Source organism: Streptomyces sp. AC558_RSS880 (genome assembly GCF_019049255.1).
Classification (GTDB): domain Bacteria; phylum Actinomycetota; class Actinomycetes; order Streptomycetales; family Streptomycetaceae; genus Streptomyces.
Map to the genome: position 1 here is coordinate 94,866 of NZ_JAGMUJ010000016.1, position 24,960 is coordinate 119,825.

Genomic DNA, 24,960 nt, shown 5'->3' on the forward strand with positions numbered 1-24,960 from the left:
CCCGGCTCGGCCCGATTGTCAGTGGCCGGGTGCACGATGGACGCATGGTCAGCGATCCGCACCGAGCCCTGGACGGCTTCTCCCCCGCGACCCGCGGCTGGTTCACGGGGGCGTTCTCCGCGCCCACCGCCGCCCAGGCCGGGGCGTGGCGGGCCATCGGGGAGGGCTCGGACGTGCTGGTGGTCGCCCCCACCGGTTCCGGGAAGACCCTGGCCGCCTTCCTCGCCGCCCTGGACCAGCTGGCCTCGACGCCGCCGCCCGCCGACCCCAAGAAGCGCTGCCGGGTTCTGTACGTCTCACCGCTGAAGGCCCTGGCCGTGGACGTCGAGCGCAACCTCCGCAGCCCGCTGACCGGCATCCGCCAGGAGTCCGTGCGCCTGGGGCTGCCCGAGCCCGAGGTGAGGGTCGGCATCCGCTCCGGCGACACCCCGCCCGCCGAGCGCCGCGCCCTGGCCACCCGCCCGCCGGACATCCTGATCACCACGCCCGAGTCCCTGTTCCTGATGCTGACGTCCGCCACGCGCGACGCGCTGACGGGCGTGGAGACGGTGATCCTGGACGAGGTGCACGCGGTCGCCGGCACCAAGCGCGGCGCGCATCTCGCGCTCTCCCTGGAGCGGCTGGACGAGCTGCTGCCCCGTCCGGCCCGCCGCATCGGCCTCTCGGCGACGGTGCGCCCGGTCGACGAGGTCGCCCGGTTCCTCTCCCCCCGACGCAAGGTGGAGATCGTCCAGCCGGAGTCGGGCAAGGAGTTCGACCTGTCCGTGGTGCTGCCGGTCGAGGACCTGGGCGAGCTGGGCGGCTCCCCGGTCGCCGACGGTTCGGAGGGCGCCGAGCGCCCGTCGATCTGGCCGCACGTCGAGGAACGGATCGCCGACCTGGTGCAGGCGCACCGCTCGACGATCGTGTTCGCGAACTCCCGCCGCCTCGCGGAGCGGCTGTGCAACCGGCTCAACGAGATCGCCTACGAGCGGGCCACCGGCGAGCCCCTGGACGAGCACCACTCCCCCGCCGAGCTGATGGGCGGCTCCGGGTCCGCCCAGGGCGCGCCCGCGGTCATCGCGCGCGCCCATCACGGTTCGGTGTCCAAGGAGCAGCGCTCCCTGGTCGAGGAGGACCTCAAGGCGGGCCGGCTGCCCGCGGTGGTCGCCACCTCCAGCCTGGAGCTGGGCATCGACATGGGCGCCGTCGACCTGGTGGTCCAGGTCGAGTCGCCGCCGTCCGTCGCCTCCGGGCTCCAGCGCGTCGGCCGCGCGGGGCACCAGGTGGGCGCGGTCTCCACGGGCGTGGTGTTCCCGAAGTACCGGGGCGACCTGGTGCAGGCCGCCGTGGTCACCGAGCGGATGCGCACGGGCGCCATCGAGTCCCTGCGCGTCCCCGCGAACCCCTTGGACGTGCTGGCCCAGCAGCTCGTCGCCATGACGGCCATGGACACCTGGCAGCTCGACGACCTGCTCGCCGTGGTCCGCCGCGCGGCGCCCTTCGCCTCCCTGCCCGAGTCCGCCTTCACGGCCGTCCTGGACATGCTCGCCGGCCGCTACCCGTCCGACGCCTTCGCGGAGCTGCGCCCGCGCGTGGTGTGGGACCGGGTCACGGGCGAGATCACCGGCCGCCCCGGCGCCCAGCGCCTGGCCGTCACCTCCGGGGGCACGATCCCCGACCGCGGCCTCTTCGGGGTGTTCCTGGCGGGCGCCGACCCCAAGAAGGGCGGCGGACGGGTCGGCGAGCTGGACGAGGAGATGGTCTACGAGTCCCGGGTGGGCGACGTCTTCACGCTCGGCACCAGTTCATGGCGCATCGAGGACATCACGCGCGACCGGGTGCTGGTCTCCCCCGCGCCGGGCGTGCCGGGCCGGCTGCCGTTCTGGAAGGGCGACCAGCTGGGCCGGCCGCTGGAGCTCGGCCGCGCGGTGGGCGCGTTCCTGCGCGAGGTGGGCTCGCTGTCCGGGGACGACGCCCGGCTGCGGCTCCTCGCGGCGGGACTGGACGCCTGGGCCGCGGACAACGTCCTGTCCTACCTCGCCGAACAGCGCGAGGCCTGCGGCCACATCCCCGACGACCGCACCATCGTCGTGGAGCGCTTCCGCGACGAACTGGGCGACTGGCGGGTCGTCGTGCACTCCCCGTTCGGCGCCCAGGTGCACGCACCGTGGGCGCTCGCGCTCGGCGCCCGCCTCTCCGAGCGGTACGGCATGGACGCCCAGGTGATGCACGCCGACGACGGCATCGTGCTGCGCCTGCCGGACGCCGACCTGCTGGGCCTGGACCTCCTGGACCAGGAGCCGGTGAAGGCCGGCACGGAGTACGACGCGGACCAGGCCCCCGTGGGCGCGGCCGACGTCGTCTTCGACAAGGGCGAGGTCGACCAGGTCGTCACCGACCAGGTGGGCGGCTCGGCGCTGTTCGCGTCCCGGTTCCGCGAGTGCGCCGCCCGCGCGCTGCTGCTGCCGCGCCGCAACCCCGGCCGGCGCACACCGCTGTGGCAGCAGCGCCAGCGTGCCTCACAGCTGCTCCAGGTGGCCGGCGAGTTCGGCTCGTTCCCGATCGTCCTCGAAGCCGTCCGCGAGTGCCTCCAGGACGTCTTCGACGTGCCCGGGCTCGTCGAGCTGATGGGTGACCTGGAGGCGCGCAAGGTGCGGCTGGTCGAGGTCACCACCCCCGAGCCGTCCCCGTTCGCCCGCTCCCTCCTCTTCGGATACGTCGCCCAGTTCCTGTACGAGGGCGACTCCCCGCTCGCCGAGCGCCGCGCCGCCGCCCTTTCGCTGGACTCACGGCTGCTGGCCGAGCTGCTCGGCCAGGCGGAGCTGCGCGAGCTGCTCGACGCCGAGGTGCTGACCGAGCTGGAGCGCGAGCTGCAGTGGCTCACCGAGGACCGGCGCGTCAAGGACGCGGAGGGCGTGGCCGACCTGCTGCGGCTGCTGGGCCCGCTCACCGACGCCGAACTCGCCGAGCGGGGCGCCGAACCGCAGTGGGCGCGGGAACTCGCCTCCGCGCGGCGCGCCATCCGGGTGCGGGTGGCCGGCGCCGACCACTGGGCGGCGGTCGAGGACGCCGGCCGGCTGCGCGACGCGCTGGGCACGGCGCTGCCGGTCGGCGTGCCGGAGGCGTTCACCGAGCCGGTCAAGGACCCCCTCGGCGACCTCCTCGCGCGGTACGCGCGCACCCACGGCCCGTTCACGTCGGCGACGGCGGCGGCCCGTTTCGGTCTGGGTGTGGCGGTCACCGAGGGCGCCCTGCAGCGGCTCTCGGCGGCGGGCCGGGTCGTCCAGGGCGAGTTCCATCCGGCCGGCATCGGACAGGAGTGGTGCGACGCGGCCGTACTGCGCCGGCTGCGCCGCCGCTCCCTGGCCGCGCTGCGGCACGAACTGGAGCCGGTACCGCCACCCGCGCTCGCCCAGTTCCTCCCCCAGTGGCAGCACATCGGCAAGGGGCACTCCCTGCGCGGCATCGACGGCCTGGTGCGCGCCGTCGAGCAGTTGCAGGGCTCCTCGGTGCCCGCGTCCGCCCTGGAGAAGCTGATCCTGCCGTCCCGGGTGACGGACTACTCCCCGGCGATGCTGGACGAGCTGACGGCCGCCGGGGAGGTGGTGTGGGCGGGTGCCGGTTCGCTGCCCGGGAAGGACGGCTGGGTCTCCCTCTACCTCGCGGACGCGGCCCCGCTGCTCCTGCCGCCCCCGCACCCCCTGGAGCCGACCGCCCTCCACCGGTCCGTCCTGGACACCCTCTCCGGCGGCTACGGCCTGTTCTTCCGTCAGATCGCCGACCAGGTCCGCGCCACCACGCACCCCGACGCCACCGATCCCCAGCTGGCCGACGCCCTGTGGGACCTCGCCTGGTCCGGGCGGCTGACCAACGACACGCTCACGCCCCTGCGCTCCCTGCTGGGCTCGGGCCGCACCGCGGGCTCCACCGCCCACCGCGCGAAGCGCTCCGTCCCGCGCGGACGCTACGGCTCACTCACGGCGGCCGCCCGCAGCGCCTCCCGCACCGGCCCACCGACCGTCGCGGGCCGCTGGTCCCTGCTCCCGGACCGGGACACCGACGCCACGGTCCGCGCCCATGCCCTGGCCCGCACCCTGCTCGACCGGCACGGTCTGGTGACCCGGGGCGCCGTCTCCGCGGAGGGCGTCGAGGGCGGCTTCTCGGCGGTGTACCGCGTGCTGTCCGCCTTCGAGGAGACGGGGCAGGCACGTCGCGGCTATGTGGTGGAGGGGCTGGGCGCCGCCCAGTTCGCGATGGACGGAGCCGTGGACCGCCTCCGCGCGGCGGCCAACGCCCGCGAGCGGGGCGACGGCCTCCCTGCCCCGGGCACGCCCGGCCCCTTCGACACCGGGCCGGACCCCTTCGGGACCGCCCCGGGCCACGGCGGCTTCCCCGGCCAGGACGACCCGCCGTACCCCCGCCTCTCACCGGGCGACTACGTCTCCCCGCGCGACCTGGCCCCGCGGCAGTCCCCTCCGTCCCGGCAGAACGGCGGGCGTCCCGCGTACGACCCCTTCGCCGGCCGCCGTACCGGTGCGGACCGCGCCGCACGCGCCGTGGTCCTGGCCGCCTCCGACCCGGCGAACGCCTACGGTGCCGCCTTGGGCTGGCCCGAGCCGCCGACCGGTGCCGGGCACAAACCCGGCCGCAAGGCGGGCTCCCTGGTGGTGCTGGTGGACGGCGAGCTGACGCTCTACATGGAGCGCGGCGGCAAGACGCTGCTGGCCTGGCCCGCCGACGCCGACGCCGAACCCTCCGACGATCCGCGCCTCCCGGCCGCCGCCGAGGCCCTCGCCGCGGCCGCCCGCGCGGGCTCCCTCGGCACGGTCACGGTGGAGCGCGTCAACGGGACCTCGGCGCTGACGTCCCCGCTGGGCACCCTCCTGGAGACCGCCGGCTTCGTCGCCACGCCCAGAGGTCTGCGCCTGCGCGCCTGACCCGCAGCCGGTACCCCCGGTCCGGGCGCCCGACGTGCCACCCTTGACGCATGCCCGAAGGAGACACGGTCTGGCAGGCCGCGCGGCGGCTGCACGACGCGTTGGCCGGCGAGGTGCTGACCCGCAGCGACCTCCGGGTGCCGAGATTCGCCACGGCCGACCTCACCGGCCGCACCGTGCTGGACGTCACCCCGCGCGGCAAACACCTTCTGACCCGCGTCGAAGGCGGCCTGACGCTGCACTCGCACCTGAGGATGGACGGCTCCTGGCGGGTGTACGCGCACGGGCAACGGTGGAACGGCGGCCCCGCCCACCAGATCCGCGCCGTCCTCGGCAACGCCGGCCGCACGGCCGTCGGCTACCGGCTCCCCGTCCTGGAACTGATGCGCACCACCGACGAGGACCGCGCGGTCGGTCATCTCGGCCCCGACCTCCTCGGCCCGGACTGGGACCCCCATCTCGCGCTGGCCAACCTCCTGAAGGACCCGGCCCGCCCCCTCGGTGAGGCCCTGCTGGACCAGCGGAACCTCGCCGGAATCGGCAATGTCTTCAAGAGCGAGCTGTGCTTCCTCCTCGGTGTCACCCCCTGGCTCCCCGTGGGCGAGCTGCCCGCCGACCGGTCCGCGAAACTGCCGGAACTCGCCAGGAAACTGCTGGAGTTCAACCGCGAGCGCCCGGTCCGCAACACCACGGGCCGCCGCGGCCAGGACCTGTTCGTGTACGGCCGCGCCCGCCGCCCCTGCCTGCGCTGCCGCACCCTCGTCCGCCTCGCCGACCAGGGCGACGGCTCCCGCGAGCGCCCCACGTACTGGTGTCCCGCCTGCCAGCCGGGTCCGGCTCCGTTCACTCCCCGTCGGTGAACCGACGCACGGTGCTCACCCGCCACGCCCGCCGCCACCGCCCCGCCGCGAGCGCTCCCTCCGCCCGCGCCTTGGGCATGCAGTGCACCGGCAGCAGACTGAGCCCCCACCCGCCGGCCGCGACCGCCCCTTCCACCACCCCGGCGTCGGGCACCAGCAGCAGTCGCGCCACCGCCCACCACCACAGCGCCCCGAACCCCAGAACGGCCCCCCGGCGCAGCACCCGCCCCGTCGTCACGGCCTCCACCCCCGCGCCGACGCTATGAGACCGCGCGCCCCCGCGCACAGGGCGCACCAAGGGCACACGGACGCATCCCGACCCCCGGTTCTCTCCTCGAGGGCCCCACGGCCCTCCAGGACCACGTCACCCGTTCTCGGCCTGGAACATCCAGTGCTGCTTCTCCAGGTCCGCGGTGATCGTGATCAGGATGTCCTGGCTCACCGGGTCCGGTTCGGCGGTCGCCGTGACCCGCTCCCGCATACGGGCGATCACCGCGCCCAGTGCCTCCACGAGCGCACCCACGGCGGCCGTGTCGTCGACCCAGCCCTCGGGCGTCACCCCGATGCCGCTGCCGACGGCCACCGTCGCGGCACGCCCGTCGGGCGAGACCCCCAGTGCCGCGGCGCGTTCCGCCACGGTGTCGGAGTGCGTACGCGCCAGGGTCACGACCTCGTCGAGCTGGAGATGCACGGAACGGAAGCGTTGCCCGACCACGTTCCAGTGGATCTGTTTGGCCACCAGGGCGAGATCCACCAGGTCGACCAGGGCGCCCTGCAGTGCCTCGGACACGGTCTTCAGGTTCGCGTCGGACAACGGGCTCTTCACGACGTACATCCGCACCTCCGTGGCTGGCCCCCCGCCTCGTCCCTCCACGATGACCGCCAGGCACCGCACCGGCAAACGCACCGGAGAAGGCCCGCGCATGCGAAAACCCCGGCGGCACCCCTCCGGATCTTCCGGAAGGGCCCCTACCGGGGCATCTCACACCTTCACACCACGCGTGCGCGGAACACCACGCTCACGCGGCGACGACGTCCACCGCCTCGGCGGGCGCCTTGATGGTCACCCGTTCCGGTGGCACACCGGTCACCGAAACGGAACCCAGCATCGGACGAACCGGCGTGGGTACGGGCTCGCTGGGGGTCGCTGCAGCAGACTGGGCCAGTTCGGCGAGAGCGAGCTCGTCGCTCACTTCCCGCATGAGCTCGGACATCCGTACGTCCAGCGCGTCGCAGATGGCGGAGAGCAGCTCGGAGGAAGCCTCCTTCTGCCCCCGCTCCACCTCGGAGAGATAGCCGAGTGAGACTCGGGCGGACGAGGAGACTTCGCGCAGAGTACGGCCCTGGCGTTGGCGCTGCCGACGCAGCACGTCACCCAGCAGGCGACGGAGCAGAATCATCGGTGGCTCCCTCCTCGGACCGCGTAGCCGCATCCTTCTCGCCCCACCGTACCGCCTTGCGCCGCGGCCGTGCGGGGAGCGATGTCGTGTTCACTCAGGGCTGCAAACATCAAAACCCCCCGTTCCGTTCCGTATCCTGTGCCCGCTCATTCCCGGTCTGTTCGCCCGCAAGCTCCCTCAGAAGCAGTGCGAGTACGCTCCGTACACTCTCCATACGAATTTCCGCGCGGTCGCCGTTCAACCGCAGATGCTCCACTTTTCCGCCGCGGGCAGAACCCGTTCCCGTCCCCGCGGGGCCGTCCACGGCCACGAAAACCGTGCCGACGTCCTGGCCGTCCTGGGGATCCGGACCGGCGACGCCGGTGGTGGCGATGCCCCAGTCGGCACCCAGCGCCTCGCGGACGCCGGCCGCCATCTGGGCCGCCACCTGCGGATCCACCGCTCCGCGCTGCGCCAGCAGGGTGGCGTCCACACCGAGCAGTCGCTGCTTGAGTTCGGTGGCGTACGCCGTCACCGAGCCCCGGAAGACCTTGGACGCCCCGGGCACCGAAGTGATCTCGGCCGCCACCAGACCACCGGTCAGCGACTCGGCGACGGCGAGCGTTCCGCCGTTCACGGTGAGTAGTCGCACCACCTCGGTGGCCTCGGAACTCACGCTTCCGTCTCCTCCAACGCCGCCTCGCGCTCGGCGATTCCCCGCCTGCGCAGCACAATGGCCTGTTTCACATAGTCGAGTCCGGTCGCCACGGTCAGCACGACCGCCGCGGCCATCACCCACCACCGCAGTGTGGCCAGCCACCCCGTCAGCGCCAGTACGTACATACCGACGGCGATGCCCTGGGTGAGGGTCTTGAGCTTGCCCCCTCGGCTGGCCGGGATCACGCCGTAGCGAATGACCAGGAAACGCAGCAGGGTGATCCCGAGTTCCCGGCCGAGGATGACTCCGGTGACCCACCACGGGAGATCGCCCAGCGAGGAGAGACAGATCAGCGCCGCTCCCATGATCGCCTTGTCGGCGATGGGGTCGGCGATCTTCCCGAAGTCGGTGACGAGGTTGTAGGTGCGCGCCAGATGACCGTCGAACAGGTCGGTGATCATGGCGACGGCGAAGGCCGCCCAGGCGAACGACCGCCACGCCGGGTCGTATCCGCCCTCGGCGAGCATCAGCATGACGAACGCCGGCACCAGGAGCAGCCGGAGCATGGTCAGCAGGTTGGCGATGTTCCAGACGCTGGCCTGGTTGACGGCCGCCGCCGCGATCTTCGCGCCGCGCGCCGGCCTGGCGCCGTCCTCGGCGCCGTCGCGGGACGCGGTGGCCGGCGCCACCTCGTCGCCGTGCGCCCGGGCGCCGCCCTGGACGCCGCCGGCCGCGCCACGCCGCGGTCCGCCGCCGGACGGTCCCGGAGTCGTGCCCCGTGCCTCCCGCGCGACCGCGCGGCCGGACACCGGCAGGCCTCCGGGTGCGGTGCCCGCCGCCCTCCTCGCGCCGGAGGGGCCTCCTGCCGCCGATGCCGGGACACCCGTCATCTGCCCGCCTCCTCACTACACGCGGGCGAACCCTGGAACAGCGGCTCGGCCACCAGGTCGACACCTTCCGTGCCGACCACCTTCGCCTCGACCATACGGCCGACGCTCAGACCCTCGCCGCTCGTGAGCAGCACCTGGCCGTCCGTCTCGGGCGCCTGGTGCGCCCCCCGGCCGTACACACCCTCCGTCTCGTCGACGGACTCCACCAGCACGTGCACGGTCTCACCGACCCGCTCCTCGGCGCGCTGCGAGACCAGTTCCTCGGCCAGCCGGGAGACACGGGCCAGCCGCTCGGCGACGACCTCCTCGTCCAGCTTGCGGTCGTACGTCGCCGCCTCGGTGCCCTCCTCGTCGGAGTAGCCGAAGACGCCGATGGCGTCCAGTCGCGCGTGGTTCAGGAACCGCTCCAGTTCGGCGAGGTCGGCCGCGGACTCGCCGGGGAAGCCGACGATGAAGTTGGAGCGCACACCGGCCTGGGGCGCCTTGCTCCGGATCGTGTCGAGCAGTTCCAGGAACCGGTCGGTGTCGCCGAAGCGGCGCATCGCGCGCAGCACGTCGGGCGCGGAGTGCTGGAAGGACAGGTCGAAGTAGGGGGCGACCTTCGGGGTGGAGGTCAGCACGTCGATCAGGCCGGGCCGCATCTCGGCCGGCTGGAGGTAGCTGACACGCACCCGCTCGAGGCCGTCGACCTCGGCCAGCTCGGGCAGCAGGGACTCCAGCAGGCGGATGTCGCCGAGGTCCTTGCCGTAGGAGGTGTTGTTCTCGGAGACCAGCATGATCTCCTTCACGCCCTGTTCGGCCAGCCAGCGCGTCTCGTTCAGCACGTCACTGGGGCGGCGCGAGATGAAGGAGCCGCGGAAGGACGGGATGGCGCAGAAGGAGCAGCGCCGGTCGCAGCCGGAGGCGAGCTTCACCGAGGCGACCGGGGAGCCGTCCAGCCGGCGGCGCAGCGGCGCGCGGGGGCCCGAGGCCGGGGCGAGGCCGTCGGGCAGGTCCACCGGGCCGTGTCCCGGAAGGGCGACGGCGGCGGCGGAGTCCTGCCGCTCGGCCGGACTGATCGGCAGCAGCTTGCGCCGGTCGCGCGGGGTGTGGGAGGCGTGGATGCCGCCGTTCAGGATGGTCTGGAGGCGGTCGGAGATGTCGGCGTAGTCGTCGAAGCCGAGCACGCCGTCGGCCTCGGGAAGGGCCTCGGCGAGTTCCTTGCCGTACCGCTCGGCCATGCAGCCCACCGCGACGACGGCCTGGGTTCTCCCGTGTCCCTTGAGGTCGTTGGCCTCCAGGAGGGCGTCGACGGAGTCCTTCTTGGCGGCCTCGACGAAGCCACAGGTGTTGACGACGGCGACGTCCGCTTCCTCGGCGTCCTCCACGAGCTGCCAGCCGTCCGCCTCCAAACGGCCTGCGAGCTCCTCCGAGTCCACCTCGTTACGGGCGCAGCCAAGGGTGACGAGTGCGACGGTACGGCGTTCAGGCATGGGCTCAAGACTACTTCGTCCCGCTGACGTCCCACGTCGACGGGGTTGGCCGATCATGGCCAACCCCGTCGTCGAAGCACCCTTTGCGTCGGCTCATCCTGCTTGCGGGTCGCCCTTGGTGTAGGTCAGGCGCTCGACGGCGCCCGGCTGCCAGTCGTCCTCGATCTTCTTGCCGTTCACGAACAGGTCGATCGCGCCGGCGTCACCGAGGACCAGGTTGACCTCGGTGCCGTCCTGGAAGGTCTTGGACTCGCCCTGCTTGAGCAGTCCGTCGAACAGCAGCCGGCCGTTGTGATCCTTGGCGGAGATCCAGCTGCGTCCGTCGGCGGCGCTGACCTGGACCGTCACCTTGTCCTGCGGGGCGGCGGCGATGGCGCTGTCCGACGGCTCCGGCTCGGGCTTGACGGGCTTCTCGGTCTTGGGGGTGGAGGAGGACGACTTGGTGGGCTCGGCGCCTTCGGCGACGTTCGCCTTGCCGCCGTCGTCGTCACCCTTGACCATCGTGAACCCGACGAAGCCGATCACGACGACGATCGCGGCGACCATGGCCGCGGTCCAGTTGGGGCCGCGCCGCTCCGGACGGATGCGTTCCGCCTCGAACAGCGGGGCGGCCGGGGTCGGGGCCGGACGGCCGCCGCCGTGCTCGGCCTCGTACTGGGCGATCAGCGGGCCCGCATCGAGGTCCACGGCCTTGGCCAGGGTCCGGATGTGCCCGCGCGCGTAGACGTCGCCGCCACAGGGAGCGAAGTCGTCCGCCTCGATGGCGTGCACGATGGCGATACGGACGCGGGTGGCGGTACTGACGTCGTCGACGGTGAGCCCGGCGGCTATGCGCGCCTGCTGCAGCGCTCGGCCGACGGAGACGGAAGGGCGGGCTTCCTCGGAAACGTCTTCGAACGGACGCTCGTCTTCAGGGGAGTTGCCGATGGACACGGGGGCGCCTTTCGAGCGTGTAGCCGCCTGTGCTGGAGGTTCAGTCTAGGAGGGGTACAAGAGGATGGGGCAACCGGGCGGTAGGACTTTGTACGCCATCGGAATGGCCCGACATTCCGATGATGGGCCTGCGGTTTGTCGTTTCCCTCAACTTGACGTACGCCGACGGGAAACGGTTGCTCAATGATCGCTTACGGGTGGGTCACGATCGGCCGTCCGGGTGCCTGGAGACGACGACCGCCTCCCGCTCGCCTACCCATCAGACTCCCCCCGGATCAACGCGAGCACGCCATCCAGTTCATCAGGCTTCACAAGAACGTCACGGGCCTTCGAACCCTCGCTCGGCCCGACGATGTTCCTCGACTCCATGAGGTCCATCAGCCGGCCCGCCTTGGCGAAGCCGACGCGCAGCTTGCGCTGGAGCATGGACGTCGACCCGAACTGGGTGGAGACGACCAGCTCGGCCGCCTGGCACAGCAGGTCCAGGTCGTCGCCGATGTCCTCGTCGATCTCCTTCTTCTGCTTGCTCCCGACGGTGACGTCGTCCCGGAAGACGGGCGCCATCTGATCCTTGCAGTGCCGGACGACGGCCGCGACCTCCTCCTCGGTCACGAACGCGCCCTGCAGACGCGTCGGCTTGTTCGCGCCCATCGGCAGGAACAGCCCGTCGCCCTTGCCGATCAGCTTCTCGGCGCCGGGCTGGTCGAGGATGACCCGCGAGTCCGCGAGCGAGGACGTGGCGAACGCCAGCCGGGACGGCACGTTCGCCTTGATCAGACCGGTGACCACGTCGACGGACGGCCGCTGCGTGGCGAGCACCAGGTGGATGCCGGCCGCCCGCGCGAGCTGCGTGATGCGCACGATGGCGTCCTCGACGTCGCGCGGGGCGACCATCATCAGGTCGGCCAGCTCGTCGACGATCACCAGCAGGTACGGGTACGGCTGCAGCTCCCGCTCGCTGCCCTCGGGCGGCTTGGCCTTGCCCTCGCGCACCGCGCGGTTGAAGTCGTCGATGTGCCGGTAGCCGTAGGCCGCGAGGTCGTCGTAGCGCAGGTCCATCTCGCGCACGACCCACTGCAGCGCCTCGGCGGCCCGCTTGGGGTTGGTGATGATCGGCGTGATCAGGTGCGGGATGCCCTCGTACGCCGTCAGCTCCACGCGCTTGGGGTCGACCAGGATCATCCGGACGTCCTCCGGGGTCGCCCGCATCATGATCGAGGTGATCAGGCAGTTGATGCAGGACGACTTTCCGGAGCCGGTGGCGCCGGCGACCAGCATGTGCGGCATCTTCGCCAGGGAGTCCATGACGTAGCCGCCCTCGACGTCCTTGCCGAAGGCGACCAGCATCGGGTCGTCGTCCTCGGCGGACTCCGCGAGCCGCAGGACGTCGCCGAGGTTGACCATCTCCCGGTCGGTGTTCGGGATCTCGATGCCCACCGCGGACTTGCCGGGGATCGGACTGATGATCCGCACGTCCGGGCTGGCGACGGCGTACGCGATGTTCTTGGTCAGCGCGGTCACCCGCTCGACCTTCACGGCCGGGCCGAGTTCCACCACGTAGCGGGTGACCGTCGGGCCGCGGGTGAAGCCGGTGACGGCGGCGTCCACCTTGAACTCCGTGAAGACCTTCCGCAGCGCGTCGACGATGGCGTCGTTGGCGGCGCTGCGCGCCTTGCCGGGGCCGCCGCGCTCGAGCAGGTCGAGGGCGGGCAGCGAGTAGGTGATGTCGCCGGAGAGCTGGAGCTGCTCCGCGCGGGCGGGCAGATCGCGGGGTTCGCGGGGCGGCTCCTTGGTCATGTCCAGGACGCCGGCCGGCGGCCTGTCCTGCTTCGGCCCGTCCTGCGGCTTGTCCGCCGTCGGCTTCCCCTGCCGCGCGCGGGCGGCCGGAACCGGCGTCGGTGTGGTCGGCTCACGGTCGCCGGTGCTCACGCCCTGGGTCAGGTCGGCGACGATCGGCGAGGGCGGCATCCCGTGCAGCACGGCGCCGTCCAGCGCGGCGGCCGCGGCGGCGGCCACGTCCACGGCGTCCATGGGCCGGTCCATGGAGGACTGCGACACCGCGGGCCTGCGGGGTCGGCCCCGGCGCCGGGACAGCGCCTCCTGCTCCGCACTGTCCGGGTCGTACTCCTCGGGCGCCGGCCGCCGTCTGCGACGGCTCGCGGGCAGCGACTCGCGCCACTGCTGCTCGTAGCGCTCGTCGTCCTCGCCGAACTCCTCCGGCTCGGGTTCGCGGACGAGGCCGAGCCGCACGCCGAGCTGCCGCAGGCGCTGCGGAATGGCGTTCACCGGGGTGGCGGTGACGACCAGCAGACCGAAGACGGTGAGCAGCACCAGCAGCGGCACGGCGAGGACGTCGGTCATGGTCGCCGACAGCGGTGTGGCCGCGCCCCAGCCGATGAGACCGCCGGCGTCCCTTATGGCCTGCATGCCGTCGCCGCGCGCGGGCGAGCCGCAGCCGATGTGGATCTGTCCGAGCACGCCGATGACGAGCGCGGACAGGCCGATCACGATCCGTCCGTTGGCCTCCGGCTTCTCCGGGTGCCGGATGAACCGTACGGCGATGACGGCGACCAGGATCGGCACCAGCAGGTCGAGCCGGCCGAAGGCTCCGGCGACCAGGATCTCCACGAGGTCGCCGACGGGGCCCTTCAGGTCGGCCCAGGTGCCGGCGGCGACGATCAGGGCGACGGCGAGCAGCAGCAGCGCCAGGCCGTCCTTGCGGTGCGCGGGGTCGAGGTTCTTGGCGCCCTGCCCTATGCCGCGGAAGACGGCGCCGACGGCGTGCGCGAGGCCCAGCCACAGGGCGCGCACGAGCCGGTAGACGCCGCTGGTCGGATTCGGGGCGGCCGGTGCGGGCGCGGCCTTCTTCGCCGGGGCCCTCTTCGCCGCGGCCTTCTTGGCGGGAGCCTTCTTCGCCGGGGCCTTCTTGGCGGCAGCCTTCTTCGCCGGAGCCTTCGCGGAAGCGGGCGCCTTCTTCGCGGGCGGCTTCTTGGCTGCGGAGGGACGTGAGGCCATGGGTGTGAGGTTACCGGTGGAGACGGTTGGGGACACGCGTGACGGACGCTTCACCCGTTCGTGTCGCTCTTGTCGAGGCGTGACATTGACGCACAGTTGACGCGGTCTCATGCCCGCGGCGCGTCGGGTGCCCGGCCAACGCCCTCGCCCTCGGCGTCAGTTCTGCGACGGCACCGACGACGCGCTGCCGGTTCCGGGCTCCAGGGCGTCCAGCGCCCGCCGCAACCCCGTGAGCTTGCGCTCGAGATGGGCGGCCGTGGCCACCGCGGCCGCGTCGGTCGACTCGTCGTTGAGCTGCTTGGTGAGGGCCTCGGCCTGCTCCTCGACGGCCGCGAGCCGCGCCGAGAGCTCGGCGAGCAGCCCCGCCGGCTCCTTGGACTCGGCCGTGTCCTTCTCGCCGCCCTCCAGCTGGAGCCGCAGCAGCGCCGCCTGCTCCCGCAGCTGGCAGTTCTTCATGTACAGCTCGACGAAGACCGAGACCTTCGCGCGCAGCACCCACGGGTCGAACGGCTTGGAGATGTAGTCGACCGCACCCGCCGCGTACCCCCGGAAGGTGTGGTGCGGACCGTGGTTGATCGCGGTGAGGAAGATGATCGGGATGTCCCGGGTCCGCTCCCGCCGCTTGATGTGCGCGGCGGTCTCGAAACCGTCCATGCCCGGCATCTGGACGTCCAGCAGAATGACCGCGAAATCGTCCGTGAGCAGCGCTTTGAGCGCTTCCTCCCCGGACGATGCCCGCACCAGCGTCTGATCGAGCGCCGAGAGGATCGCCTCCAGCGCCAGCAGATTCTCCGGCCGGTCATCGACCAGGAGGATCTTGGCCTTCTGCACCATGGCCCGCCCTCCTCGCCCCGGCGTGGGGCCTCCCCTGTCCGCAGGTCCTGGGGATGCACCCGTGGGTACCGCCCCAGGGGACGACTCCCTTGCGCCGCCCGTCCTTGTGCCGGTCATCGTAGCCGCACCCCGCCCGTCGCCACACCCTGTCACCGCGATGTCACCGTGCACGTAGCAGAAACGCGGCGGGAGACCAGAAGGTTCCCCGATTCCCGTACCTCTACACGACTTCGCGCGCACCGCGTCAGCAACAACTCGTGAACACCGGAGCTTCCCGTCACACGCACGCCCCCTCCGGACGCCGGCCTCACTCCCCCCGCATCCACTGCTCCATCACCGACAGCAGGTGATCGGGGTCGACCGGCTTGGTCACGTAGTCGGAGGCGCCCGACTCGATCGCCTTCTCACGGTCGCCCTTCATCGCCTTCGCGGTGAGCGCGATGATCGGGAGCCCGGCGAACTGCGGCATCCGGCGGATCGCCGTGGTCGTGGCGTATCCGTCCATCTCGGGCATCATGATGTCCATCAGGACGACCGCCACGTCGTCGTGCTGCTCCAGCACCTCGATGCCCTCGCGGCCGTTCTCCGCGTACAGCACGGACAGGCCGTGCTGCTCCAGGACGCTGGTGAGCGCGAAGACGTTGCGGATGTCGTCGTCGACGATCAGCACCTTCTGCCCGCCGAAGCGGATGCCGCGGCTCGACGGCCGGGGGGCCGGCTCCTGCCGCTCCACGCCCGGCCACTGCTCGGGCTCCGGAGCGGGCCGCTGCTCGAGCGTGATCCTGCGGCGGCGCCGGAACAGCGCGGCCGGACCGTTCTGGGTGTCCCGGTACGACTTCACCTCCGCCGGCGTCTCGACCTCCGCCGGGACCGGCTCGGCCGACTCCACCAGGTCGCCGGCCTCCAGCGCGGGCATGGGCTGCTGGTAGCCGTGCGGCGGCAGCTCGCTCGGGTGCAGCGGCAGGTACAGCGTGAACGTCGAGCCTCGGCCCGGCTCGCTCTGCGCGTGGATCTCGCCGCCGAGCAGCTGCGCGATCTCCCGCGAGATGGACAGCCCCAGCCCCGTACCGCCGTACTTGCGGCTGGTGGTGCCGTCGGCCTGCTTGAACGCCTCGAAGATCACCCGCATCTTGCCGGCCGCGATGCCGATGCCCGTGTCGCTCACCGAGAACGCGATCAGATCCGCGTCCGGATCGGTCAGCGAACCGGCCTCCAGCAACTGCTCCCGGATGGCCTGCGGAACGTCGTCACGGGCGGGCCGGATGACCAGCTCCACCGACCCGGAGTCGGTGAACTTCACCGCGTTGGACAGCAGGTTGCGCAGCACCTGGAGCAGCCGCTGCTCGTCGGTGTGCAGCGTGGCCGGCAGCTCCGGCGACACCCGAACCGACAGGTCCAGGCCCTTCTCCGCGGTCAGCGGCCGGAAGGTGGCCTCCACGTAGTCCACGAGCTGGACCAGCGCGATGCGCGTCGGGGAGACGTCCATCTTGCCCGCCTCGACCTTCGACAGGTCGAGGATGTCGTTGATGAGCTGCAGCAGGTCGGATCCGGCGCCGTGGATGGTCTCGGCGAACTCGACCTGCTTCGGGGAGAGGTTCCCCTCCGCGTTGTCGGCGAGCAACTTGGCCAGGATCAGCAGCGAGTTGAGCGGCGTACGCAGCTCGTGCGACATGTTGGCGAGGAACTCGCTCTTGTAGCGCATGGAGACCGCGAGCTGTTCGGCGCGCTCCTCCAGGACCTGCCGCGCCTCCTCGATCTCGGTGTTCTTCACCTCGATGTCGCGGTTCTGCCGGGCCAGCAGCTCGGCCTTCTCCTCCAGTTCGGCGTTGGACGCCTGGAGCGCCTTCTGCCGCTGCTCCAACTCCGCCGACCGCTCACGCAGTTGCTCGGTCAGTTCCTGGGACTGCGAAAGCAGCCGCTCGGTCTTGGTGTTGACCGAGATGGTGTTGACGCTCGTCGCGATCATCTCGGCGATCTGGTTGAGGAAGTCCTTCTGGATGTGCGTGAACGGCGTGAAGGAGGCCAGCTCGATGACGCCGAGCACCTTCCCCTCGAACAGCACCGGCAGCACGATCACCTGCGCCGGCGGCGCCTCCCCGAGCCCCGAGGAGATCTTCAGATAGCCACTGGGCGCGTCCTGCACGAGGATCGTGCGCTTCTCCATGGCGGCCGTCCCGATGAGCCCCTCACCGGGCCGGAACGACGTCGGCATGGACCCCATGGAGTAGCCGTACGAGCCGAGCATGCGCAGCTCGAACTGGTCGTCGTCCGCGGCGTTCAGGTCCTCGCCGTCGACCAGCGGCATCGCGAGGAAGAACGCGCCGTGCTGCGCGGACACCACCGGCGTCAGCTCGCTCATGATCAGCGAGGCCACGTCCTCCAGGTCACGGCGGCCCTGCATCAGTGCCGAGATGCGGGCGAGATTGCCCTTGAGCCAGTCCTGCTCCTTGTTGGCGATCGTGGTGTCGCGCAGGTTGGCGATCATCTTGTTGATGTAGTCCTGGAGTTCCTGGATCTCCCCGGACGCGTCCACGTCGATCTTCAGGTTCAGGTCGCCGCGGGTCACCGCGGTCGCCACCCGCGCGATGGCACGCACCTGCCGGGTCAGGTTCCCGGCCATCTCGTTCACGGACTCGGTCAGGTCCCGCCAGGTGCCGTCGACGTCCCGCACCCGTGCCTGGCCGCCCAACTGGCCCTCGGTACCCACCTCGCGGGCCACACGGGTGACCTCCTCGGCGAAGGAGGACAGCTGGTCCACCATCGTGTTGATGGTCGTCTTCAGCTCGAGGATCTCCCCGCGCGCGTCGATGTCGATCTTCTTCGTCAGGTCGCCCTTGGCGATGGCCGTCGTCACCATGGCGATGTTGCGCACCTGACCGGTCAGGTTGGACGCCATCTGGTTCACCGACTCGGTGAGGTCCTTCCACGTACCGGCCACACCCGGCACGTGCGCCTGCCCGCCGAGGATGCCGTCCGTGCCCACCTCGCGGGCCACCTTGGTGACCTGCTCGGCGAACGCGCTCAGCGTCTTCACCATGATGTTGATGGTGTCGGCGAGCTGCGCCACCTCGCCGCGCGCCTCGATGCTGACCTGCCGCGACAGGTCGCCGTTGGCGACGGCCGCGGACACCTGGGAGATGTTCCGCACCTGGGTGGTCAGGTTCTTCGCCATCAGGTTGACGTTGTCGCTCAGGTCCTTCCAGATGCCCGTGACACCCGGCACGTGCGCCTGGCCGCCGAGGATGCCCTCGGTGCCCACCTCACGGGCCACCCGGGTCACCTGCTCGGCGAACGACGACAGCTGGTCCACCATCGTGTTGACGGTGGTCACCAGCTCGAGGATCTCGCCCTTGGCGTCGACGGTGATCTTCTTCGACAGGTCGCCCTTGGCGACCGCCGTGGTGACCTCGGCGATGTTGCGCACCTGGAGGGTCAGGTTGTTCGCCATGCCGTTCACCGACTGCGTGAGGTCCTTCCAGGTGCCGGAGACACCCTGCACCTCGGCCTGACCGCCGAGGATGCCCTCCGTACCCACCTCGCGGGCCACCCGCGTGACCTCCTGGGCGAACGACGACAGCTGGTCCACCATCGTGTTCAGCGTGTTCTTGAGCTCCAGGATCTCCCCGCGCGCGTCCACGGTGATCTTCTGCGACAGGTCACCGCGCGCCACCGCTGTCGCCACCTGCGCGATGTTGCGCACCTGCGCGGTGAGATTGCCCGCCATGCCGTTCACGGAGTCCGTCAGGTCCCGCCACACACCGGCGACCCCGGGCACCTGCGCCTGACCGCCCAGCCGGCCCTCCGTACCCACCTCGCGGGCCACCCGCGTCACCTGGTCGGCGAACGACGACAGCTGGTCCACCATCGTGTTGATGGTGTTCTTCAGCTCGAGGATCTCCCCGCGCGCGTCGACGTCGATCTTCTGCGACAGGTCACCGCGCGCGACGGCCGTCGTCACCTGCGCGATGTTCCTCACCTGCCCCGTCAGGTTGGACGCCATCGAGTTGACGGAGTCGGTGAGCTCCTTCCAGGTGCCCGACACGCCGTCCACGCGCGCCTGACCACCCAGCCGGCCCTCCGTACCCACGTCCCGGGCCATCCGCGTCACCTGGTCGGCGAAGCTCGACAGCTGGTCCACCATCGTGTTCACGGTGTTCTTCAGCTGGAGCATCTCGCCGGAGACGTCCACCGTCACCTTCTGCGACAGGTCGCCGTTGGCGACCGCCGTCGTCACCTGGGCGATGTTCCTCACCTGTCCGGTGAGGTTGCGGAACGCCGTGTTGACGGAGTCCGTCAGGTCCTTCCACGTCCCCGCCGCGCCCGGCACCTGCGCCTGACCGCCCAGCTCACCCTCGACGCCGATCTCGCGCGCCACGCGCGTGACCTCGGCACCGAAGGACGACAGCTGGTCCACCATCGTGTTGACGGTGTTCTTCAGCTCCAGCATCTCGCCGGCCACGTCCACGGTGACCTTCTGCGACAGGTCGCCGTTGGCGACCGCCGTCGTCACCGCCGCGATGTCCCGCACCTGAGTGGTCAGGTTCCGGAACACCGTGTTGACCGAGTCCGTCAGGTCCTTCCACGTCCCCGCCGCGCCCGGCACGTTCGCCTGACCGCCCAGCCGTCCCTCGCCGCCGACCTCGTTGGCGACCCGCGTGACCTCGTCCGCGAAGATCCGCAGCGTCTCGGTCATCTGGTTGATCGTCTCGGCGAGCTGCGCGACCTCGCCGCGCGCCGGCACCGTCACCTTCCGCGACAGATCACCGTTGGCGACCGCCGTCGTCACCTCGGCGATCCCGCGCACCTGCGCGGTGAGGTTCCCGGCCATGGTGTTGACGGAGTCGGTGAGCTCCTTCCACACGCCGTCCACCCCGGGCACCTGCGCCTGGCCGCCCAGGGCACCCTCGGTGCCCACCTCGCGCGCGACGCGGGTCACCTCCGAGGAGAACGCGGAGAGCTGGTCCACCATCGTGTTGACGGTGTTCTTCAGCTCGAGCATCTCGCCCTCGACGTGCACGGTGACCTTGCGCGACAGGTCACCGCGCGCGACGGCCGTCGTCACCAGCGCGATGTCGCGCACCTGCGCCGTCAGCCGCTCCGCCATCGTGTTGACGGAGTCCGTGAGGTCCTTCCACGAACCGGACATGCCACGTACCTGGGCCTGACCGCCCAGCTTGCCCTCGGTCCCCACCTCGCTGGCCACGCGCGTGACCTCGTCGGTGAACGTCGACAACTGGTCGACCAGGTTGTTCACCGTCCGCGCGACCTTCAGGAACTCGCCCCGCAGCGGATGCCCGGCCCCTTCCGGCGCCGCCTGCGTGCGCAGCTCCATACGCGGCGACAGATCACCCTCGGCCACCGCCGACAGCACCCGACTGACCTCGGAGACGGGCCGCACCAGGTCGTCCACCAGCGCGTTCGAGTTGTCGATCGCGGTCGCCCAGGACCCCTCGGAGGCCCCCGTCTCCAGCCGCTCCGTGAGTTTTCCCTCACGCCCGACCATGCGGCGCACCCGCGCCAGCTCACCCGTCAGATGCAGATTGCGGTCGGCCACCTCGTTGAAGACCGCCGCGATCTCCGCCATCACGCCGTCGCCGGACACCGTGAGCCGCTTGCGGAAGTTCCCGTCCCGCATCGCCACCAACGCCACCATCAGCCGGTTCAGGGCCGCCGTGTCCACGGTCGTGGTCCCGCCTCGCGCCCTTCCCGGCTTGCTCAGGGACTGTCCGCCTTTCGCGCGCGTCGTCTTCGTGCCCCGCGTCGCTGCGCCAGACTCCACTGTGTCCCTCCCGCAGGGGTCGACCGTTACTGCTGTTCTTGGGTGCCACCACGCTCGGCGACCCGACTGATGCCGCTTTCCCGTGCTGCCGCCCGGCACGATCCGCATGCCGGACCGCTTCCCGGGCTGCTGCCCACTGTGGAGGGCGGGCACTCGCCCCGTCCTGACGTTTGCAAGAAGCCCGCCCAGTCTTCCACCATGCCGACCTAGGACCGTAACTCACAACGTCGCTCCTCGTTGAACAGCCGGGCAGGGCTTGTCCTTCGCCGGATTCGGATCCAGCGAGAAGCGGGCCTTCGGGTCAGGCGGAGTCACAACAGTTCGGCAGCTTCTCGAAGCTCGTCAGCCGACCTGTGACGCGAGATGCGTCGCGCCGGTGTTCAGGGGGTATCCCCCGGGCAATGCAGGGGGGATACCCCCTGAACACCGATCCACTGGCCGACTACCCTGTACCGAGCGAGCCGGGGAATCGGGCATGGAGGGGCAGGGGCCGCCGACATATGGGGAGTTCTGTGATCACCGCGCGCGCGGCCGCCAGCTTCGAGCCCGTGGGGCGATCGGTCGCGAGCGCCCGCTCCTTCGTCCGCGACACCCTGCAGGGCTGGGGCTTCGGCGACATCGTCGACGACGCCGTGGTCCTCACCAGCGAACTGGTGACCAACGCCGTGGTCCACGCCGGCACCTCCGCCGACCTCCTCTGTCTGCGCAGCGACGACGGCGTACGGATCGAGGTGGCCGACCGGTATCCGGAGCGGGAGATCCCGCTCCAGGGCTCCGCCATCACCATGGGCAGCCCCGACCGCGAGGGAGGCCGCGGGCTCCAGCTGTGCGCGGCCCTGGCCGGTCACTGGGGCGTGGACTACACCCCCACCCACAAGACCGTCTGGTTCCGGCTCGACCTTCCCGAGCGCCCGGTCGGCACCCGCACCGCCGGCCCCGCCCTGCCGGCCCACCTCCTCCCGCTCGCCGACACCCGGGTCCGCGTCGCCGTGGTCCAGATCGACCAGGTCGGTTCCATCACCGCCTGGAACGAGGACGCCGAGGAACTCTTCGGCTACTCCGCCGAGCAGGTCACCGGCAAGCCGCTGACCGACTTCGCGGCCTGGCCGCACACCCCGGGCACCGGCACCGGCATCGCCGACGCGCTCCGGCTCTCCCGCTGGGAGGGCAGCTACGGCATCAGGGGCGCCCACGGCCGAGTGATCCCCGTGTACGCCTCCCACCTGCGGGTCCGGGACACCGACGGCGAGCCGTCAACGGTCTGCCTCCTGGTGCGGGACCACGAACGGGCGGTTCTGCAGACCCCGCTGCGCGGCCCCGCGCCCGACACGTCCGGCACCTCCGAGGGACAGAGCACCGACCCCTTCGAGGTCTTCATCGGCTCCCCGGCCCCCGACGACCTCGACGGGCTGCTCCAGCGCACGGTGGAACGCGCCCGCGACATGCTCGACGGCGACTCCGCCTTCCTGCTCCTCGCGACCGACGACGAGACGGAACTGGAAGTCCGCGCCTCCACCGGCCTCCCCTCGGCCCGCCAGCGCTTCGCCCGCGTCCCCGTCGAGGCGGGTCCCGGCCGCTACGGCTCCGCCCGCATGCCGGCCGTCCACGAGGACCTGTCCGCCGTTCCCGGCGCGGTCCCCCTCCTCAACAGCACCGGCATGCGTTCGGTCATCACCGTCCCGCTGAAGGTCGAGGGCCGCCTCACCGGCTCCCTCGGCGTCGCCGCCGAGGCACCCGGCAGATACTCCAACGAGGAGGCGCTGCGTCTGCAGTTCGCGGCGGACCGCATCGCGCTCGCCGTCGAGTCGGCCCGCCTGGGCGAACTGGAGCGCCTGCGCCGCGGCTCGCTCAGCTTCCTCGTCGAGGCCTCCGACCTGCTGGCCGGCACCCTGGACCGGGACCAGACCCTGGCCCTGATGGCCCAGATGACGGTGCCGACCCTCGCCACCTGGTGCGCCGTCTACACGATCGCCGACCAGGCCTCCGAGCCGTACCTCTCCTACGTGCTGCACGAGGACGAGGAGCTGATCGACGGCATCAAGTCCCTGCTGTCGAAGATCGCCCCGCCCGACCCGGTCCCCACCCCCGGTGCCCGCGTCTGGTCCGCCCCGGCGGAGGTCGCCCACCAGGCGGCCCTGCGCACCTCCATGCGTAGCCTCGGCCTCAGCGGCGGCCCGACCCGCCAGGTCACCACGGGCATCGGTCCGACCCTCGCCACGGCCTCCGCGGTCGGCGGCGAGACGGTGGTCCTCCCCCTGGTCGCCCGCAACCGGGTCATCGGCATGCTGACGCTCGGCAAGCCGACCGACGAGCACTTCCGCCAGGAGATCCTGGAGCTCGCCGAGGACCTCTCCCGACGGGCGGCCCTGGCCCTGGACAACGCCCGCCTCTACTCGGAGCGCACGGCCATCAGCCAGTCCCTCCAGCGCAGCCTCCTGCCGCCGGAGCTGCCGACCATCGACGGTGTCGAGGTCGAGGTCATCTACCGCGCGGCGGGCGAGGGCAACGAGGTCGGCGGCGACTTCTACGACCTCTTCCCGATCAGCGACGGCGCGTACGGCTTCGCCATCGGCGACGTCTGCGGTACCGGCCCCAACGCGGCGGCCGTGACCGGTCTCGCCCGGCACGCGCTCCGGCTGCTGGCCCGCGAGGGCCTCAGCGGTCCGGCGGTCCTGGAGCGCCTCAACTCCGCGATCCTCGACGAGGGCGCCCGCAGCCGCTTCCTCACCCTCCTCTACGGCGAGATGCGCCCGCAGGACGACGGCAGCGCGGAACTGAAGGTGGTCTGCGCCGGTCATCCCCTCCCGCTCCGCCTGCGCCAGGACGGCACGGTCGAACCGGCGGCGGAGCCGCAGCCCCTCCTCGGCGTCATCGAGGACCTGGAGCTGTACGAGCAGACGGTCACCCTCGACCCCGGCGACGTGCTCCTCTGCGTCACCGACGGCGTCACCGAACGGCGCGAGGGCCCCCGCATGCTGGGCGACGACGGCCTCGCCGACGTCCTGACGACCTGCACCGGTCTGACGGCCGGCGCGGTCGCGGCCCGCATCATGCGCGCGGTGGAACGCTTCGCCTCCGAGCCCCCGTCCGACGACATGGCGATTCTCGCCATGCGCGTACCGGGCCTGCACACGGATTAGCGGGTGCCCTCCCGCAGGGCATGAGAAAGGCCCCGCCCGAATGGGCGGGGCCTTTCTGTCCGAGCCCCCAAACGGAATCGAACCGTTGACCTTCTCCTTACCATGGAGACGCTCTGCCGACTGAGCTATAGGGGCCTGTTGCCGTGTGCGGGGTTTCCCGCTCGGCAACGGAATAGATCATACCCCGAATGAACCCGTGCTCCCAACCACCGCTCAGCCGACCGGCTGGAGCAGCCCGCCCAGCGCGTTGCACGCCGCCGCGATCCGCTGCATGTCCCGTTTGGTCAGTGACGCGTCCACGGGAAGCGCGAGCGTCTCGTCGGCGGCCCGCTCGGTCTCGGGCAGGGACACGCACCGCCGGAACTCGGGCATCCGGTGCACGGGGGTCTTCACCGGCACGCGGCACTCAACGCCCTTGCTCCGTATGGCGCGTGCGAAGGCGTCCCGATCGGGCCGACCGTTCCCCGGCACCCGCACGACGTACTGCTGATAGGTGTGCCCGACTCCGCTCTCGGGCGTCCGCACACCCCTCAACTTGGCGTCGAGGAACGCCGCCCGCTCCCGCCGCTGAGCCATCTCGTCGTACGACGCCTCGGATTCACCGTGCTCCAGCACCAGCAGCCCGTGCCGGCGGCCGAGCGCGTGGAACCGCCTCACGTCGGCGGGCCTCCCGAAGCGATGCACGACAACGACGGCTGCTGTCCTGGGAGTTACGACCGCCTCCACCGCGGCCGGCTCCAGACAGTACGTCGCCGGATCTATGTCGGCGAACACCGGCAACGCCCCTGCCAGCGTCACGGCTTCGGCGACTTCCACGTTCCCGAAGGCCGGTACGACGACCTCGTCACCCACTCCGACACCGGCGGCCCTGAGCAGTGCAGCAGTACTCATGGAGTGGATGCTCGTTGCGCAACGTGAACGTCAAGTGACACAGAACAAAAAAGGGTTGGACCCGGAACCGAAGTTCGGGGTCCAACCCTTTTGAAGAATTGTTCGGCGGCGTCCTACTCTCCCACAGGGTCCCCCCTGCAGTACCATCGGCGCTGTAAGGCTTAGCTTCCGGGTTCGGAATGTAACCGGG

14 protein-coding genes, 1 tRNA gene and 1 rRNA gene are annotated in these 24,960 nt (G+C 71.4%); 3 read left to right on the top strand and 13 right to left on the bottom strand.

Annotated features, from left to right (window positions below; translation table 11 throughout):
* Positions 1 to 44 precede the first annotated feature (44 nt).
* Both KUM38_RS06865 and KUM38_RS06870 read left to right on the top strand, forming a co-directional pair.
* The gene (locus KUM38_RS06865; RefSeq protein ID WP_217128368.1) at positions 45 to 4,919 is read left to right on the top strand and encodes an ATP-dependent helicase; all 4,875 of its coding nucleotides are present in this window, start codon (positions 45 to 47) and stop codon (positions 4,917 to 4,919) included.
* A 50-nt stretch (positions 4,920 to 4,969) separates the two neighbouring features.
* The gene (locus KUM38_RS06870; RefSeq protein WP_217128369.1) at positions 4,970 to 5,779 is read left to right on the top strand and encodes an Fpg/Nei family DNA glycosylase; all 810 of its coding nucleotides are present in this window, start codon (positions 4,970 to 4,972) and stop codon (positions 5,777 to 5,779) included.
* On the opposite strand, the gene KUM38_RS06875 is transcribed toward KUM38_RS06870, so the two are convergent.
* The 10 genes from KUM38_RS06875 to KUM38_RS06920 form a co-directional block, all read right to left on the bottom strand.
* Positions 5,763 to 6,017: a hypothetical protein gene (locus KUM38_RS06875; protein ID WP_217128370.1), complete on the bottom strand. Its 255-nt coding sequence runs from the start codon at positions 6,015 to 6,017 to the stop codon at positions 5,763 to 5,765. The two genes, KUM38_RS06870 and KUM38_RS06875, sit on opposite strands and share 17 nt — an antisense overlap.
* 126 nt (positions 6,018 to 6,143) lie before the next feature.
* A complete protein-coding gene (locus tag KUM38_RS06880; RefSeq protein WP_217128371.1) occupies positions 6,144 to 6,614 on the bottom strand; it encodes a Dps family protein in 471 nt (156 codons plus the stop codon).
* A gap of 184 nt (positions 6,615 to 6,798) precedes the next feature.
* The gene (locus KUM38_RS06885) at positions 6,799 to 7,179 is read right to left on the bottom strand and encodes a helix-turn-helix domain-containing protein (RefSeq protein WP_003993396.1); all 381 of its coding nucleotides are present in this window, start codon (positions 7,177 to 7,179) and stop codon (positions 6,799 to 6,801) included.
* Positions 7,180 to 7,288: 109 nt separating this feature from the next.
* Entirely contained in the window at positions 7,289 to 7,834 is a 546-nt protein-coding gene (locus KUM38_RS06890) for a CinA family protein (protein WP_217128372.1), read from the bottom strand.
* The gene (gene pgsA / locus KUM38_RS06895; RefSeq protein WP_217128373.1) at positions 7,831 to 8,706 is read right to left on the bottom strand and encodes a CDP-diacylglycerol--glycerol-3-phosphate 3-phosphatidyltransferase; all 876 of its coding nucleotides are present in this window, start codon (positions 8,704 to 8,706) and stop codon (positions 7,831 to 7,833) included. Before pgsA ends, KUM38_RS06890 begins: the two co-directional genes overlap by 4 nt.
* Positions 8,703 to 10,178, bottom strand: a complete 1,476-nt coding sequence (rimO, locus tag KUM38_RS06900; protein ID WP_217128374.1) for a 30S ribosomal protein S12 methylthiotransferase RimO — start codon at positions 10,176 to 10,178, stop codon at positions 8,703 to 8,705. The genes pgsA and rimO overlap by 4 nt, the downstream gene beginning before the upstream one ends.
* Positions 10,179 to 10,271: 93 nt before the next feature.
* Positions 10,272 to 11,111 (bottom strand): helix-turn-helix domain-containing protein, encoded by an 840-nt coding sequence (locus tag KUM38_RS06905; protein ID WP_217128375.1) that lies wholly within the window; start codon positions 11,109 to 11,111, stop codon positions 10,272 to 10,274.
* Positions 11,112 to 11,363: 252 nt separating this feature from the next.
* A complete protein-coding gene (locus KUM38_RS06910) occupies positions 11,364 to 14,126 on the bottom strand; it encodes a DNA translocase FtsK (RefSeq protein ID WP_217128376.1) in 2,763 nt (920 codons plus the stop codon).
* A 156-nt stretch (positions 14,127 to 14,282) separates the two neighbouring features.
* Positions 14,283 to 14,960, bottom strand: a complete 678-nt coding sequence (locus KUM38_RS06915) for a two-component system response regulator (protein WP_217128377.1) — start codon at positions 14,958 to 14,960, stop codon at positions 14,283 to 14,285.
* A 307-nt stretch (positions 14,961 to 15,267) separates the two neighbouring features.
* On the bottom strand, positions 15,268 to 20,739 hold the full coding sequence (locus KUM38_RS06920) for a HAMP domain-containing protein (RefSeq protein ID WP_217128378.1): 5,472 nt from the start codon (positions 20,737 to 20,739) through the stop codon (positions 15,268 to 15,270).
* A 500-nt stretch (positions 20,740 to 21,239) separates the two neighbouring features.
* On the opposite strand from KUM38_RS06920, the gene KUM38_RS06925 reads away from it, so the two are divergent.
* Positions 21,240 to 23,879 carry a SpoIIE family protein phosphatase gene (locus tag KUM38_RS06925; protein ID WP_254396788.1) on the top strand — a complete coding sequence of 880 codons (2,640 nt, stop codon included), beginning with the start codon at positions 21,240 to 21,242 and terminating at the stop codon, positions 23,877 to 23,879.
* 62 nt (positions 23,880 to 23,941) lie between these two features.
* On the opposite strand, the gene KUM38_RS06930 is transcribed toward KUM38_RS06925, so the two are convergent.
* The 3 genes from KUM38_RS06930 to rrf all read right to left on the bottom strand — a co-directional run.
* A tRNA-Thr gene (locus KUM38_RS06930) sits at positions 23,942 to 24,014 on the bottom strand.
* A gap of 78 nt (positions 24,015 to 24,092) precedes the next feature.
* Positions 24,093 to 24,755: a DegT/DnrJ/EryC1/StrS family aminotransferase gene (locus KUM38_RS06935; RefSeq protein WP_217128386.1), complete on the bottom strand. Its 663-nt coding sequence runs from the start codon at positions 24,753 to 24,755 to the stop codon at positions 24,093 to 24,095.
* 115 nt (positions 24,756 to 24,870) lie between these two features.
* Positions 24,871 to 24,960 (bottom strand): 5S ribosomal RNA (rrf, locus tag KUM38_RS06940); the annotation flags it as partial.